Source organism: Caulobacter sp. FV1ye6ST (genome assembly GCF_058681225.1).
Window position 1 is genome coordinate 4,132,339 of sequence record NZ_CM178733.1, and the last position, 14,745, is coordinate 4,147,083.

The following is a 14,745-nucleotide window of genomic DNA, read 5'->3' on the forward strand; positions in this document are numbered from 1 at the left end:
TCCACTTTCGGCTATCACACGCTCGCCGCCCGCAGCGCCGCCGCGATCTGCTCGTCGGTCCGGCGCAGCGCCATCATCAGCGCCCCGGCCACGATCAGCGGCAGCACCGCCCAGACCAGCCAACCGGCCACGGCCAGCGCTGTCGACACGCCGATCAGGGTGGCGACGCACAGCTCGGCGAGGGTCGCCAGCAGCGAGGCGCCGCGCCGACGGCGAAAGTCGGATCGCTTACCGGGCTTCTGGCGCCAAACGCCGATCAGGCCCGTGGTCCAGGCCGACAGGGCCGCGCCGATCGCGGTCCACAGGCCAGCCAACGGCGCGTACCAGGCCAGCACGGCGATCGGGACGGCCAGCAGCACCGCCACTGGCAGCAGGGCCGCCGTCAGCTTGGCCCGGCGCAGCACGCTCATGGGCGCGGGCGCTATGGCCAGCAGGTCCGGCGTGTCCTCGGCCGAGACGGTGATCCAGACCAAGCTCCCGGCCACCTGCCCGGCCAGGAAGGTCACGGCGGCGGCCGGCCCGGCCAGGGCCCAGACCGGCATGTGCGACGCGCTGCGGGCCAGCACCAGGGCCAGCGGCAGCATGTACAGCACTCGCAGCAACACCTGCGACAGCAGCGCCGCGTCGCGACTGATCAGGCGCAGCTCCTTGCGCACCGTGGCCTGGAAGGGTCCGGCGGCGAAGGCCCGCGTGGGTCCCTTGGCGCCCTTGCGGGTCTCGGCGCCTTGGGTGGCGGCGGCCGCGTCGGCGAAGCGCCGGCCCAGGGTCTGGGCGGCGAACAGGAAGATCCCAGCGCCCAGGGCGGCCAGGATCAGCAGCGGGAGCGGCTCGCCCAGGGCCGCGCGCAGCGGCAGGTCGGCGAAGGGCGGCGGCTGGATGCGGCCCTCGCGGGCTTCGGTGGCGACGCGGGCGAACAGGCTCTCGCTGGCCTTCTGGCCCATGAGGTTGCGGTACTGGCTAGCCAGGAAGAAGGCCGCGCCGATCAGGGCCGCCATCACCTGGGCCACGGTGCGCGTGCGGCGCGGACCGATTAAAGCAAACAGCGCCATGGCCAGCAGCAGCCCGACACCCGAAGCGCCTAGGGCGGCGGCGGCCAGCACCACGAACACGCCCAGCCAGGCCGGATGTCCCAGCACGATCGACGGCGTCAGCAGCAGCACCGCCGGAATCATGAACCAGAGCCCGGCATTGACCGCCAGCCCAAGAGCCCTGACGAACAGCACCTTGCGCGGGGCCAGCGGCGAGGAGAACAGCAAATCCAGATCGCCGCGCTCGTAGAGGGCGTCGGCCGAAGCCGCCAGGGTGGTCGACAGCATCAGGGTCAGGATCACCGCCAGCGCCAGATCGACGATGACCACCGCCAGCGGGACCACCGGGACCTCCTGGCCGCGCAGGGCCAGACCCATGGCCACACCGCCGGCCACGATCAGGCCGCCCAGGATCACGAAGGCGATCAGCGCGCCGGGGCCGCGCCCCTTGCGGCCGGCCAGAAAGCCGCGCCAGGCCAGGCGCAGCTCGTGGGCCAGCAGCCACGGCGTGCTGGCGGGCTTGAACGGCAGGCTCACGCGCCAACACCCTGCGGCGTGGCGTCCGAGGTCAGCTGCAAGAAGACGTCTTCCAGAGTCCGGCCGCTGGCCTCGCCGGCCTTGCCGCGCAGTTCGTCCAGCGTGCCCTCGGCCAGCAGGCGGCCGCCGGCGATGATGCCGATGCGGTCGGACATGCGCTCGGCGACTTCCAGGATGTGGGTGGTCAGGATCACCGTGCCGCCAGCGTCGACGCGGGCCCGCAGCATGTCCTTGACCAGGCGCGCGGCGGCGGCGTCCAGGCCGGTCAGCGGCTCGTCGAGGATCAGCAGCTTGGGATCGTGGATCAGCGCCCCGGCCAGGGCGACCTTCTGCTTCATGCCGCGCGAGAAGCCCTCGCACCGGCGACGCGCCTCGCTGGTCAGACCCAGGGTCTCCAGGAGCTGCTCGGCCTTCGCCTTCGCCGCCTTGGGATCGATGTTCCAGAGGCCGGCGACGAACTCCAGATACTCCAGCGGCGTCAGCTTGTCGTAGATCATCGCCTCGTCCGGCGCCCAGGCGAGCAGGGCCTTGGCGCCGGCGGGATCCTTGCGGGCGTCGACGCCGAAGATCGCCACCTCGCCGCTGTCGGGCTGGGTCAGGCCGGCGACCATTCGCAAGGTCGTGGTCTTGCCGGCGCCATTAGGCCCCAGCAGCGCATAGAGCTCGCCCGCGTGGACCGTCAGGTCGAGGTTGGACACCGCGGGCTTGGCGAACGTCTTGTTCAACCCGCGAACGATCAAGGCTTCCGTCAAATCCGCCCCCAGGGAACCATGGCCCGATGAGTTGACCGCGATTGCGCGGAGACGGCAAGGGCAACGGGAGGGTTGATGGCCTGACCTCGCGGGCTTATTGGTCAGGCCAATAAGCGAGATGGGAGAAATCGCATGCGGACGATCGTTTTTCCGGCCCGCGTCGCGTGCGGCGTGGCCCTGGCGTTATCGACAACCTCGGCCGCCCTGGCTTGCGACACGCCGGTCAGCGTGTGCGCGACGGGCAAGCCCTCTAGCCTGGCCCTGATCCGGAACGGCCAGCCCGCCGCCGTCTATGTCGACGCCAAGGCCGATCCGGCTGTGCGCCACGCGGCCGAATCCCTGAGCGGCGACCTGGCGCGAGTGGGCGGCGGACAGGCCACGAAACTGGACGATCTCTCCAAGTTCCACGGGCCCGTGGTGATCCTTGGCGTGCTGGGCCAGAGCCCGGTGATCGACGACCTGGTGAAATCCGGCAAGCTGAAGGTCGAAGACCTGCCGGGCCAGTGGGAAGGCTTCCGCCAGGTGGTGGTCGAGCGTCCCGCCCCGAACGTTCCGCGCGCCCTCGTGATCGTCGGCTCGGACCGGCGCGGCGCGGTGTTCGGCGCCTATGACCTGTCCGAGCGCATCGGTGTCTCGCCCTGGGTCTGGTGGGCCGACGTTCCGGTCACACGCAAGAGCGACCTTTTCCTGACGGCCGGCGCCCGCGCCGACCACCCGCGCGTCAAATATCGCGGCTTCTTCATCAACGACGAGAACCCGGCCTTCAGCGGCTGGACCAAGGCCAAGTTCGGCGGGGTCAATTCCAAGGCCTACGCCCACGTCTTCGAGCTGATGCTGCGCCTGAAGGGCAACTATTTGTGGCCGGCCATGTGGGCGCCCAAGGCGTTCAACGACGACGACCCGCAAAGCAAGGTGATCGCCGACGAGATGGGCGTGGTGATGGGCAGTTCGCACCACGAGCCGATGACCCGCGCCCAGGACGAGTGGCACCGCAACACGGGCCAAGGCGTCACCGGAGGGCGCTGGGACTACACGACCAACGCCGAGAACCTGCGGACCTTCTGGCGCGGCGGGATCGAACGGATGATGTCGAAAGGCGACGGCGCCCCGTATGAGAGCGTCGTGACCGTGGGTATGCGCGGCGACGGCGACGAGCCGATGGCCGAGGGCGCGGCGACCCAGCTTCTAGAGAAGGTCGTCGCGGACCAGCGCCAGATCATCGCCGACGTCACCGGCAAGCCGGCGGACCAGACCCCGCAGGTCTGGGCGCTCTACAAGGAGGTCCAGGACTATTACGACCACGGCATGCGGGTGCCGGACGACGTGACCCTGCTGTTCGCCGACGACAACTGGGGCCAGATCCGTCGCCTGCCGGTGGCCGGCAAGGACAAGCTGCCGCGCGCCGGCGGGTACGGCGTCTACTACCACTTCGACTATGTGGGCGGGCCGCGGAACTACAAGTGGATCAACACAAACCAGGTGGCCAAGGTCTGGCAGCAGATGGACCTGGCCTATCGGCGCGAGGCGCGGAACCTGTGGATCGTCAATGTCGGCGACATCAAGCCGATGGAGTATCCGCTCAGCTTCTTCCTGCGCATGGCCTGGAACCCCGAGGCCATGACGCCCAAGGCCCTGGCCGACTTCCCGCGTGAGTGGGCGGCCGAGGCCTTTGGTCCGGCGCTGGGCGGCGAGATCGGCGAGGCGCTGACGACCTACGAGACCCTGGCCTCGCGCCGCAAGCCCGAGTTGCTGGACCAGGACACCTTCCCACTGGGCCCGGACAACGGCGCGGGCCCGCTTGACGGCGGCGAGTTCGGCGACATCGTCGACCGCTGGCGGACGCTTTCGGCCAAGGTCGCGGCGATCAAGACCAGGCTGCGGCCCGACCAGCAGGACGCCTATTTCCAGTTGGTCGAATATCCGGTCACGGCCTTCGCCAATCTCTACGAGATGTACTACTCCACGGCCTGGAACCGGCGGCTGTCGGCCCGCAACGACGCCCGCGCCAACGTCTTCGCCGATACGGTCGAGGCGGCGTTCAAGCGCGACGGCGACCTGACCGCGCGGTACCACGCCCTCAACGGCGGCAAGTGGGACGGCATGATGAACCAGGTCCACATGAGCTATGTGATCTGGAACGACCCCACCCAGCAGACCATGCCCAGCGTTGCCCGCGTCTCGGCCGACACCCCGCCCGAGAAGCTGAAGGTTAAGATCGTTTTCGCGCGCTCGACCGCCGCCGATCCGAACCTCGTCACGCTGGACGCCGCCAAGTTCGACCGCGCGGTCGGCGGCAAGGGTCTCTCATGGACGATCGTGCCGCACCTGGGCCAAGGAGAGTCTGTGCTGGCTCTGCCGCAAGGCCGCCCCTCAACCACCGCCGCCGACGGCGTGCGGCTGGAGTACGGCGTCGAGGTTCCGCGCGCGGGTCCCGCCACGGTGCGCCTGGCCCTCGCGCCGACCCTGGACGCGACCGGCGGCGACGGGATCAAGATCGGCGTCTCGATCGATGACGGCCCCGTGCGGGTGGTGAAGTCCGATCTGATCCCCACCCCCGGCGCGGCCAGCAGGCCGGAGCAGACGGCCTGGATCGAGGCGGTCAAGGACCACGTCCACACCATCGAGGCCCGCTTCCCCGCCCTGTCCGCCGGTCGTCACGTCGTCAAGATCTGGCGACTCGACGACAATGCGGTGCTGGAGAGGGTGTCGCTGGATATGCGGTAGAGACCCGACGGGGTCCGATCCTCAGAACTTCGTCTTGCAGCCCTGGCGCAGATGCACGCCGCGCAGGAAGCCGCGACGAGCCAGGCCGGCGTCGACAACGGCGTTCATGTGGCGGTCGGCGGGGGCCGCGCCGGTCACTTCGCGGACCAGGCCGCGGAACGGGATGATGCTGTTGATGATGGTCTTGCCGCCGGCCTCGGCCAGCTTGCCGGCGCGGTTCTCGGTATATTCGTTGCCGACCGAGTAGTCGGGACCGAGCACGGCGTTCAGCTGGGTGACCTCGCTCGCGATCGCCTTGCAGGTCTTGAGGCCCTTGAGGCTGTAGGGATTGTCGAACGCCTTCTCCAGGATCAGCGGAACGTCGCGCTTGGACATGCCGACATCGCGCGCCGGCTGGCTGCCGATGTCGACGGCCTTCTTCTTGGCCTCGCCCCAACGGCCGCCCGGCTCGTCCGGCGTCGTGGGCGGCTTCATCTGGGCGTGGGCCGTCGGCGCGATCGCCAGGGCGACCACCGCTCCGATCATGACCAATAGCTTCCGAGACATGGCAACGCCCTCCAACGACGAGTGAACACCGATCAGGAACGACAAGCTTGGCCGGTGGTTCCCCTGAGCCGCGGGACTCCCCGTCCTAGTTCGGCGGCGTCGCCGCTTCCAGGTCGAACGCGGCGTCGAAAGCGTCGTCGTTGGGCACCACACCCTCGAGCGCGCTCTCGAACAGGCCCTCCAGCGCGTCCCAGATGAAGGTCAGCTGTTCCAGCACGGCCGGGACCTTGGCGGGGTCGAAGCCCGGATAGAGGTCCTCCACCAGCCACAGGCCGGTCTCGATGTCATAGCCGAACCGGCAGCCGATCAGGCGGAACTGGGCCTTGGCCACCGTCTCGAACAGGGCCGTCAGGTCGCGGGCCTCGGCCAGGTCCTCGGGATCCAGCACCAGGCAGCGCGTCTGCAGCCAGCCATGGTCGGGCAGCAGGTAATAGGCGCCCTCATCCTCGCCGCCGGACACTTCCAGGCCGCGATCGATCGCCTCGACCACATAGCCGGCGTCGCGGCAGGCCTTGGTCAGGCCGGCCAGCAAGGCGGCTTCCTGATCGGGGGTGAGCTCGGTCATGGCTTAGCTCCGGTAGTCGCCGTTGATGGCCACGTACTGCTTGGTCAGGTCGCAGGTCCAGACCGTCGACGAGCCCTTGCCGACGCCGACGTCGACGCTGACCTCGAACTCCTGGTTCTTGACGTAGGCGCTCATCTTGGCCTCGTCGTATTCGGCCGAGATCAAGCCGTCGCGGGCGGCGTAGAGGTCGCCGAACTTGACGCTGATCTTCTCGCGGGCCACCGGCTCGTCGGCGCGGCCCACGGCCATGACGATGCGGCCCCAGTTGGCGTCCTCGCCGGCGAAGGCGGTCTTGACCAGCGGGCTTTCGGCGATGGTGCGGGCGATCTTGCGGGCCGAGGCCGGGCTCTCGGCGCCATTGACGGTGATCTTGACGAACTTGGTCGCCCCCTCGCCGTCCTTGACCAGTTGCAGCGCCAGATCCAGCAGCACGTGCTCCAGCTTCTCGCGGAAGTCGGCCAGGCGCTTGTCGCCGGCGCGGTGGATCTTGGGCGCCCCCGACTGGCCGGTGGCGAACAGCAGCAGGGTGTCGTTGGTCGAGCGGTCGCCGTCCACCGTCACGCAGTTGAAGGTCGTGCGGGTATAGAGGCTGACCAGGGTCTGCAGCGCCGCCGGGGCGATGGCCGCGTCGGTGGCCACGAAGGCCAGCATGGTGGCCATGTCGGGCGCGATCATGCCCGAGCCCTTGGCGATGCCGGCGATCTTCACCTCATGCCCGTCGATCACGGCCGTGGCGTAGGCGCCTTTCGGGAAGGTGTCGGTGGTCATGATCGCCCGGCCGGCCTCGGCCCAGGCGTCGGCCTTCAGGCGGGCCTCGACTTCGGGCAGGCGCGCGGTGATCTTGCTGTCGTCCAGGATGACGCCAATGACGCCGGTCGAGGCCATCATCACGTCGCGCTGGCGGCAGTCCAGCCGCTTGCCGACGGCCGTGGCCACGCGGCGCACGGCGTCGGCGCCGGGACGGCCGGTGAAGCTGTTGGCGCAGCCGGCGTTGACAACCAGGGCGCGGACGTCCGCGCCGCCGGTGGCGGCCAGCTGGCGCTTGCACCAGTCGACCGGCGCCGAACCGACGCCGTGGCGGGTGAAGACCCCCGCCGCCGAGGTCCCCTCGGCGAAGCGCATGAGGACCAGGTCCTCGCGCTCATGCTTGTAGAAGCCGGCGCGGCCGGTGGCGATCTCGACGCCGGCGATCGGCGGGATGACGGGGAACGGCACGGCCAGGGGCGAAATGGCCAGGCCGGGCTTGCCCGCGCCCGTGGATGCAGGCTTGGCGGAGGCCGGCGCCGCGGCGACTTCGCCGGCCGACTTCTGGGCGCGGCGCAGGCCGGCGCGCTTCAGGGCCGAGGTCAGCGGGTCGACCAGTGCGCGCTCGAGCGCGGCGCCGGCGGCGGCGACGGGATTGGCGGCGGTCGTCGGCGCGGCTTCCGGCGCCTTCGCGACGGTGGTCTTGCCCGAAATCTTGCCGGCCATCTGGGGGGTCTTGGTCATGTGGGCCGCTCTTACTTCTTGGCGGGTTGGGCAGGTTGGGCGGGCGGCGGCCCCGAGGCCGGCGCGGCGCCTTGCGGCTCCGGCGGGGCGGAAGCCGGTTCCTGGGCGCCGGTCGCGCCGGACACGTCCTGGGGCTTGCCGACCAGCATCTCGACCTTGGCCGAGCCGCGCAGCTTCTCAAGGACGTCGCGGACCTGGTCATAGGTCAGGAAGCGTACGATCTGCGGGCGGGCCGCCTCCAGGGTGATGGGCTCCTCGGTGCGCTTGTCCTCGACCTTGACGATGACCCAGCCGCCCTCGGCCGCGAACGGACCGACCAGCGTCCCCTTCTGGGCGTCCTTCAGGGCCACGCCATAGGGTTCGGGCATGACGTCCAGGGTGAAATAGCCCAGGTCGCCGCCGTTGAAGCGGGTGGCCTGGTCGGTCGAGCGCTCCATGGCCAGGGCGTCGAACGAGGCCCCGGAGGCCAGCAGCTTCTTGACGCTGTCGGCCTCGGCCTGGCTGCCGACGATGATCTGGCGGGCACGGATCTCTTCCGACCGCTTCGAGAGCTTCTGCTGCTCGGCGTAGAGCTTGCGGATGGCGTCCTCGGTGACGGCCTTCTCGACCACGCCCTCGACCAGCATGTCGCCCAGGATACGCTCGCGGGCGGCGGCCAGGCGGCGTTGGGCCACCGGCTCCTTGTCGATCTTGCGCTTGATGGCCTCGGAGGCCAGCAGCTTCTGGTCGATGACCTCGTCGAGGCGCTGGCGGAACACCTCGCTGGAGATGTCCAGCGGTTCGCCTTCGCTGATCAGGCCCTGGGCCACGGCCTCGCGCTTGACGTCGGAGGCCCAGATCACCTGGCCGTTGACGCGCGCCACGGCCGTGTCGCCGGGCTCCGGCGGCTTGTCGGCGACCTTGTTCTGGCCGCACGCGGCCAGCACCAGGACGCAGGCGACGACGCTGAGCACGCTCATCAGGCGGGAAGTGGTCTTCAAGGCCAAGATCTCCGGCTTTGCTGAAGCCGCTCTAGCGCGGTTTTTCGCCAAGAGGAAACGGCTTCGGCGCCGAAAGCGTTCGAGCTCGAGCCTGCCCGGTTTAGATGGAGCCATCCAAACCGGATAAACAGGCTCGATCTTCCAGCATTCAGAGCGCGTTCGGGCGGGTTAGCCGAACATACCCAACCCTAACGCGCTCTTGCGAAAACCGAGGCAGGACGGACACTAACGGCCCCAGAAGCCTTACTGACGCCGGGGTCTTCGCGTTGACACCATGAGGGTCGGTGCTTAAGTCTCCGGCCGCACCGGAATAGCGGATTTATCCGCTGATCCAGCGCGACTTCATCTACCGTAGTCGAGGCCATACAGCCTTAGCGCCGGCCTCCTCGTCAAACCGTCCTACCGGATTCCCCCCGCATGCTTGGTCTCGCCAAAAAGCTCTTCGGCTCTTCCAACGAACGCAAGGTCAAGGCCTTCGCCGCGCGGGTCGCCAAGATCAACGCCCTGGAACCCGAATACTCGGCCCTGTCGGACGAGGCGCTGAGGGGCAAGACCGCCGAATTCAAGGCCCGCCTTGAAAAGGGCGAAACGCTCGACGACGTGCTGAACGAGGCCTTCGCCGTGGTGCGCGAGGCCAGCAAGCGCGTGCTGGGCATGCGCCACTTCGACGTCCAGATGGTCGGCGGCATGGTGCTGCACTTCTCGGGCATCTCGGAAATGCGCACGGGCGAAGGCAAGACCCTGGTCGCCACCCTGCCGACGTACCTGAACGCCCTGGAAGGCAAGGGCGTCCACGTCATCACCGTCAACGACTACCTGGCCCGCCGCGACGCCGACTGGATGGGCCAGATCTACACCTTCCTGGGCCTGACCTATGGCGTGATCGTCAACGGCCTCAGCCAGGGTGAGCGTCAGCGCGCCTATCGCAGCGACATCACCTACGGCACCAACAACGAATTCGGCTTCGACTACCTGCGCGACAACCTCGTCTACAGCGTCGAGGAAATGGTCCAGCGCGGCCACAACTTCGTCATCGTCGACGAAGTGGACTCGATCCTGATCGACGAAGCCCGCACCCCGCTGATCATCTCGGGTCCCACCGAGGACCGCAGCGAGTTCTACAAGACGATCGACGTGCTGGTGAAGCAGCTGATCCAGGACAAGGGCACGTACGACCACGACGAGAAGCAGAAGCAGGTCATCCTGACCGAGGACGGCCAGGAGAAGATCGAAGAGATCCTGATGTCGGGCGGCCACCTGGCCGAGGACTCGGCGGGTCTCTACGACGCTGCCAACGTCTCGGTGGTCCACCACGTCAACCAGGCCCTGCGCGCCAACGTGCTGTACACGCGCGATAAGGACTACATCGTCAAGGGCGGCGAGGTCATCCTGATCGATGAGTTCACCGGCCGCATGATGACCGGCCGCCGCCTGTCGGAAGGCCTGCACCAGGCCATCGAGGCCAAGGAAGGCGCCGACGTCCAGCCCGAGAACCAGACCCTGGCCTCGGTGACCATCCAGAACTACTTCCGCCTCTACAAGAAGCTGTCGGGCATGACCGGCACGGCGTCGACGGAAGCCCAGGAATTCGACGACATCTACAAGATGAGCGTCTCGGAAATCCCGACCAACCGCGTCATCAAGCGCATCGACGACGACGATGAGGTCTATCGCACCGAGCGCGAGAAGAACGAGGCCATCCTCAAGCAGATCGCCGACTGCCACGTGCGCGGCCAGCCGATCCTGGTCGGCACCGTGTCGATCGAGAAGTCCGAAGAGCTTTCCAAGCTGCTGTCCAGCTTCTCGTTCGAGAACAACGGCAAGAAGCAGAAGGGCATCCCGCACCAGGTGCTGAACGCCCGCTTCCACGAACAGGAAGCCGGCATCGTCGCCGACGCCGGCGTGCCCGGCGCGGTGACCATCGCCACCAACATGGCCGGCCGCGGCACCGACATTCAGCTGGGCGGCAATATCGACATGCGCCTGGCCAACTGGCGCCAGCAGCAGAAGGGCATGGGCCTGGAGGTCAGCCACGAGGACGAGGTCGAGGAGCGCAAGCGCCTCGAGGCCGAAATCGTCGTGGCCCGCGAACAGGCCCTGGCCGCCGGCGGCCTGTTCGTGCTGGGCACCGAGCGCCACGAAAGCCGTCGCATCGACAACCAGCTGCGCGGCCGCACCGGCCGTCAGGGCGACCCGGGTCGCTCGAAGTTCTTCCTGTCGTGCGAGGACGACCTGCTGCGCATCTTCGCCGGCGAGCGCCTGGACGCGATCATGCGCACCTTCGGCGTCCAGGAAGGCGAGGCGATCACCCACAAGTGGCTGAACAACGCCATCGCCACGGCCCAGAAGCGCGTCGAGCAGCGCAACTACGAGATCCGCAAGAACCTCCTGAAGTACGACGACGTCGTCAACGACCAGCGCAAGGCCGTGTTCGAGCAGCGCCAGGAGTTCATGGAGTCCAGCGACCTCTCGGACATCATCGTCGAGATGCGTCACGACACGATCGACGACCTGATCGCCCGCCACCTGCCGCCCAAGGCCTATGCCGAGCAGTGGGACATCGAGGGCCTGAAGGAGCGCGTTCAGTCGATCCTGGGCCTGGACCTGCCGATCGAGGCCTGGGCCGCCGAGGAAGGCATCGCCGACGAAGAGATCAAGGACCGCCTGACCAAGGCGGCGGACGACTACGCCGCCCAGCGCGAAGTGATCATCACGCCCGAGCAGATGCGCTCGGTCGAGAAGAACTTCCTGCTGCAGATGATCGATCTGCAGTGGCGCGAGCACCTGATGCACCTGGATCACCTGCGCAACGTCATCGGCCTGCGCGGCTACGGCCAGCGCGATCCGCTGAACGAGTACAAGACCGAGGCCTTCTCGCTGTTCGAGAAGCTGCTGGGCGACCTGCGCACCAACACCACCCGCTGGCTGATGACGGTCGAGATCGCCTATGCCGAGCCGGAGATCCCGCACGCGTCGCTGGAGGGCCTCCAGGAGGTCCACCTGGATCCGCTGACCGGCGAGAACGCCGCCGTCGCCGGCGCCATCCCGGACGGCCTGTCGCCGCAGCAGCGCCAGGCCCTGCCGATCTCGTCCCTGCCGGAAGAATGGGAGCGCACCAACCGCAACGCCCCCTGCCCCTGCGGCTCGGGCAAGAAGTTCAAGCAGTGCCACGGCTCGCTGATCTGAGGCGGCCAGAGGCCTGAGTTTTGAAGCGCCCGCCCCGGGAGACCAGGGCGGGCGTTTTGCTTTGAGCCCTCCCGTCGGCGGATGGGGAAGGGAGCTCCTTTTAGAGCTTCTTCAGCACGAACTCGATCGCGCACTCGCCGACCGCCGTGCGGGTCTGGTCGAAGCGGTCCACGCCGATCCGCTGGTTGAAGTCGTAGCGGAAGGTGGCGTCCATCAGTTCGATCTTCTTGATCTCGACATTGGCCGACAGGCTGGCCAGCAGCTCCGTCAGGTTGATGCTGGCGCTGGACCAGGAGGCCTTCTTGAAGATCGTGAAGGTGTGCTTGTGGTCGGTGTTGAATGTCGAGGGGAACACCCCCTGCTCATAGAGATCCTCGTCGGGGATCAGGCACACCAGGTGGCCGCCGGGCTTTAGGATCCTCAGCCAGTTCTCGAGCGCTTCCCCGGGATCGCGCATGTGTTCCAGGCAGTGCGACGAGTGGACGAAGTCGAAGGTCGCGTCCGGCACGCTGGCCATCAGTTGGGCGTCGCCGTCCGGCAGGTCCCAGCCTCGGCACGATTTCATCAGCGGGAAGAATTCGTAGTACTGGCCGATCGAATCCTCGCCGGCCCCGATGTCGATCCCGTCGCCGACGATGTAGCGGGTCGCGTAGCGCGAATCCTTGATCTTGTGGAAGACGGACTTGCTGGATTCGTGCATCGCTGAGCCTTGGCCGGGCGGGATTCGCCGGACCGCCAGCAGGCGGCGAACCCCGCCTTGAGGTCAAGCCGCCCTTTCGACGCGAGCCGTCAGGGCGCTGGCCGCGACCAGCAGAGCCGCCGCCACGACGCTCGAGATCCTGAGCCCCCAGACGATGTCCGCGCTGGCCAGGGCCCCGAAGATCGCCACGCCGGCCGCGCCGCCGACCTGGCGGCAGGCGTTGAGCGTTCCGGAAGCCGCGCCGGCGTCGTGGCGGTCGACGCTGGCCAGCAGGCCGCTGGTCAGGGCCGGAATGGCCAGGCCCATGCCGCCGGGGATCAGGGCGAAGCCGGGCAGCATCTCCAGCAGGCCGCTGTCCGCGCCCAGCCGGGCGGTCAGGGCGTAGCCGCAGGCGGCGATCAGCACGCCGCCCGTCGTCACCGTTCGCGCCCCCAGCCGCGCCACCAGGCCGCCGCTGACGAGGTTGGACAGCACGAAGGTCGCCGTCAGCGGCAGGAAGGCGATCCCGGCCCCGCCCGGTGCCCAGTGCAGGGTCCGCAGCATGTAGAGGCCCAGCACGAAGATCAGGCCGTAGTAGGTGAAGTTCAGCGCCGATCCGACCGCCACCGCCGTCCAGGCCGGACGCTTGCGGAAGGCGGCCAGCGGCATGGCCGGATGCCTGGCGCGGCGCTCGACCAGCACGAAGGCGACGGCCAACAACACACCCATGACCAGGGCCGCCAGAGGCGCGCCGTTCCAGCCGAGATGTCCGCCCTCGATCAGCCCGCCCACCAGCAGGGTCACGGCGGCGACGGCCAGGACCTGGCCAGGGATATCGAACGGGACCTTCGGCTTGGGCGGCGTCGCCGGCGCCACGACCTGGGTCAGCACCGCGCCGATCAGGCAGAGCGGCAGGTTGACGAAGAACACCCAGCGCCAGCCGACCGCCTCGACCAGCAGCCCGCCCAGCACAGGCCCGGCGGCGATCGACACCCCGCCGGCGGCGGTCCACCAGCCGACGGCCGCCGCGCGCTTGCGGTCATTCCCATGGGCGGCGTGGGCGATCAGGGCCAGGGACGGCGGGATCAGCAGCGCCCCGGCCGCGCCTTGCGCAACGCGGGCCAGGATCAGGGCCAGCGGACTTCCCGCGAAGCCGCAGGCGGCCGAGGCGAGGCCGAACAGCACCAGGCCCGCCATGAACGCCCGCTTGGGTCCGACCCGGTCGCCGATCGCCCCGGCCGACAGCAGCATGGCCGCCAGGGCCAGGACATAGGCGTCGACCACCCATTGCAGCTGCGCCGTCGGGGCGTCGAAGGCCGTGCCGATGGCGTCCAGCGCGACATTGACGATGGTCACGTCCAACTGCGTGACCAGGAAGCCGAAGCTGGCGGCGGCCGTGATCAGGGGTAGGCGTGAAGCGGGAGAAGACGCGGTGCTCATGGGCGCCGTCATGCCTCGGTCCGGCGCCCGATTGCTACACGCGCCGATGAACCATTCCACCCGAGATCGGTCTAAGGTGCCCGCCATGGACGCCAATATCGCCTCCCCCGCCGCCCTGATCGGCGACCCGACCCGCGCGGCCATGCTGCAGGCCTTGCAGGACGGCCGCGCCCAGCCCGCCAGCGCCCTGGCCTGGGCCGCCGGCGTCACCGCCCAAGCGGCCAGCAACCACCTGGCCAAGCTGGTCGACGGCGGTCTGCTGGCCGTCGAGCGCGAGGGTCGGCACCGCTATTATCGCCTGGCCAGCGCCGAGGTGGCCCACGCGATCGAGGCGCTGGCGGTGCTGGCCGCGCCGGTGCGCTCGCTGGAGATCCCGCGCTCGCCCAAGGCCCGGGCTTTGCGGGACGCGCGGTGCTGCTACGGCCACCTGGCCGGGCGCCTGGGCGTCAGGGTCTGCGAGGCGCTGGTCGACCGCCACCTGATCCGGCCGGCGGAGGGGAAGCTCTACGATGTCACGGCGGAGGGCCGGGTCTGGTTCGAGGACCTGGGCGTCGCCGTGGACGCCCTGCGCTCACCGCGCGGCGTCGCCCGCCAATGCCTGGACTGGACCGAGCGGCGGCATCACCTGGCCGGCCCGCTGGGGGTAAAGCTGCTGGAGGCCATGACCGCGCGCGGCTGGCTGGCGCTGGAGGCCAAGGGCCGGGCGGTGCGGGTGACGCCGGAGGGGGGTGCGGCGTTGCGGGAGCGGCTAGGGGTGAGAGTGGAGGATGAGGGACGGGCAGCAGCCTAGGGATACCCCTCTCCCCCCTCTTGGGGGAGG

At 68.9% G+C, this 14,745-nt stretch carries 11 protein-coding genes; 3 read left to right on the forward strand and 8 right to left on the reverse strand.

From position 1 onward, the window contains the following. Positions 1-14 precede the first annotated feature (14 nt). Together ACW175_RS19670 and ACW175_RS19675 are read right to left on the reverse strand one after the other, a co-directional pair. Positions 15-1,565, reverse strand: a complete 1,551-nt coding sequence (locus tag ACW175_RS19670; protein ID WP_492101660.1) for a hypothetical protein — start codon at positions 1,563-1,565, stop codon at positions 15-17. Beyond that, positions 1,562-2,329 (reverse strand): ABC transporter ATP-binding protein, encoded by a 768-nt coding sequence (locus ACW175_RS19675; protein ID WP_492105008.1) that lies wholly within the window; start codon positions 2,327-2,329, stop codon positions 1,562-1,564. The genes ACW175_RS19670 and ACW175_RS19675 overlap by 4 nt, the downstream gene beginning before the upstream one ends. Positions 2,330-2,449: 120 nt before the next feature. Between ACW175_RS19675 and ACW175_RS19680 the strand changes: the two genes are divergently transcribed. Beyond that, a complete protein-coding gene (locus ACW175_RS19680) occupies positions 2,450-5,041 on the forward strand; it encodes a glycosyl hydrolase 115 family protein (RefSeq protein WP_492101661.1) in 2,592 nt (863 codons plus the stop codon). Between the two features lie 21 nt (positions 5,042-5,062). On the opposite strand, the gene ACW175_RS19685 is transcribed toward ACW175_RS19680, so the two are convergent. The 4 genes from ACW175_RS19685 to ACW175_RS19700 form a co-directional block, all read right to left on the reverse strand. Continuing rightward, positions 5,063-5,587 (reverse strand): hypothetical protein, encoded by a 525-nt coding sequence (locus tag ACW175_RS19685; RefSeq protein ID WP_492101662.1) that lies wholly within the window; start codon positions 5,585-5,587, stop codon positions 5,063-5,065. A gap of 85 nt (positions 5,588-5,672) precedes the next feature. Then, positions 5,673-6,152 (reverse strand): hypothetical protein, encoded by a 480-nt coding sequence (locus tag ACW175_RS19690; protein WP_492101663.1) that lies wholly within the window; start codon positions 6,150-6,152, stop codon positions 5,673-5,675. Positions 6,153-6,155: 3 nt separating this feature from the next. Beyond that, on the reverse strand, positions 6,156-7,622 hold the full coding sequence (gene argJ / locus ACW175_RS19695; protein ID WP_492105009.1) for a bifunctional glutamate N-acetyltransferase/amino-acid acetyltransferase ArgJ: 1,467 nt from the start codon (positions 7,620-7,622) through the stop codon (positions 6,156-6,158). Between the two features lie 29 nt (positions 7,623-7,651). Further along, complete coding sequence (locus ACW175_RS19700; protein ID WP_492101664.1) at positions 7,652-8,626, reverse strand: peptidylprolyl isomerase; 975 nt, start codon at positions 8,624-8,626, stop codon at positions 7,652-7,654. A gap of 411 nt (positions 8,627-9,037) precedes the next feature. Between ACW175_RS19700 and secA the strand changes: the two genes are divergently transcribed. Further along, a complete protein-coding gene (gene secA / locus ACW175_RS19705) occupies positions 9,038-11,806 on the forward strand; it encodes a preprotein translocase subunit SecA (RefSeq protein ID WP_492101665.1) in 2,769 nt (922 codons plus the stop codon). Positions 11,807-11,906: 100 nt separating this feature from the next. Here secA and ACW175_RS19710 read toward each other — a convergent pair whose 3' ends face one another. Together ACW175_RS19710 and ACW175_RS19715 are read right to left on the reverse strand one after the other, a co-directional pair. Next, complete coding sequence (locus tag ACW175_RS19710; protein ID WP_492101666.1) at positions 11,907-12,506, reverse strand: methyltransferase domain-containing protein; 600 nt, start codon at positions 12,504-12,506, stop codon at positions 11,907-11,909. A 63-nt stretch (positions 12,507-12,569) separates the two neighbouring features. Continuing rightward, on the reverse strand, positions 12,570-13,937 hold the full coding sequence (locus ACW175_RS19715; RefSeq protein ID WP_492101667.1) for an MFS transporter: 1,368 nt from the start codon (positions 13,935-13,937) through the stop codon (positions 12,570-12,572). A 73-nt stretch (positions 13,938-14,010) separates the two neighbouring features. Between ACW175_RS19715 and ACW175_RS19720 the strand changes: the two genes are divergently transcribed. Then, complete coding sequence (locus ACW175_RS19720; protein ID WP_492101668.1) at positions 14,011-14,715, forward strand: ArsR/SmtB family transcription factor; 705 nt, start codon at positions 14,011-14,013, stop codon at positions 14,713-14,715. Positions 14,716-14,745: the final 30 nt, after the last annotated feature.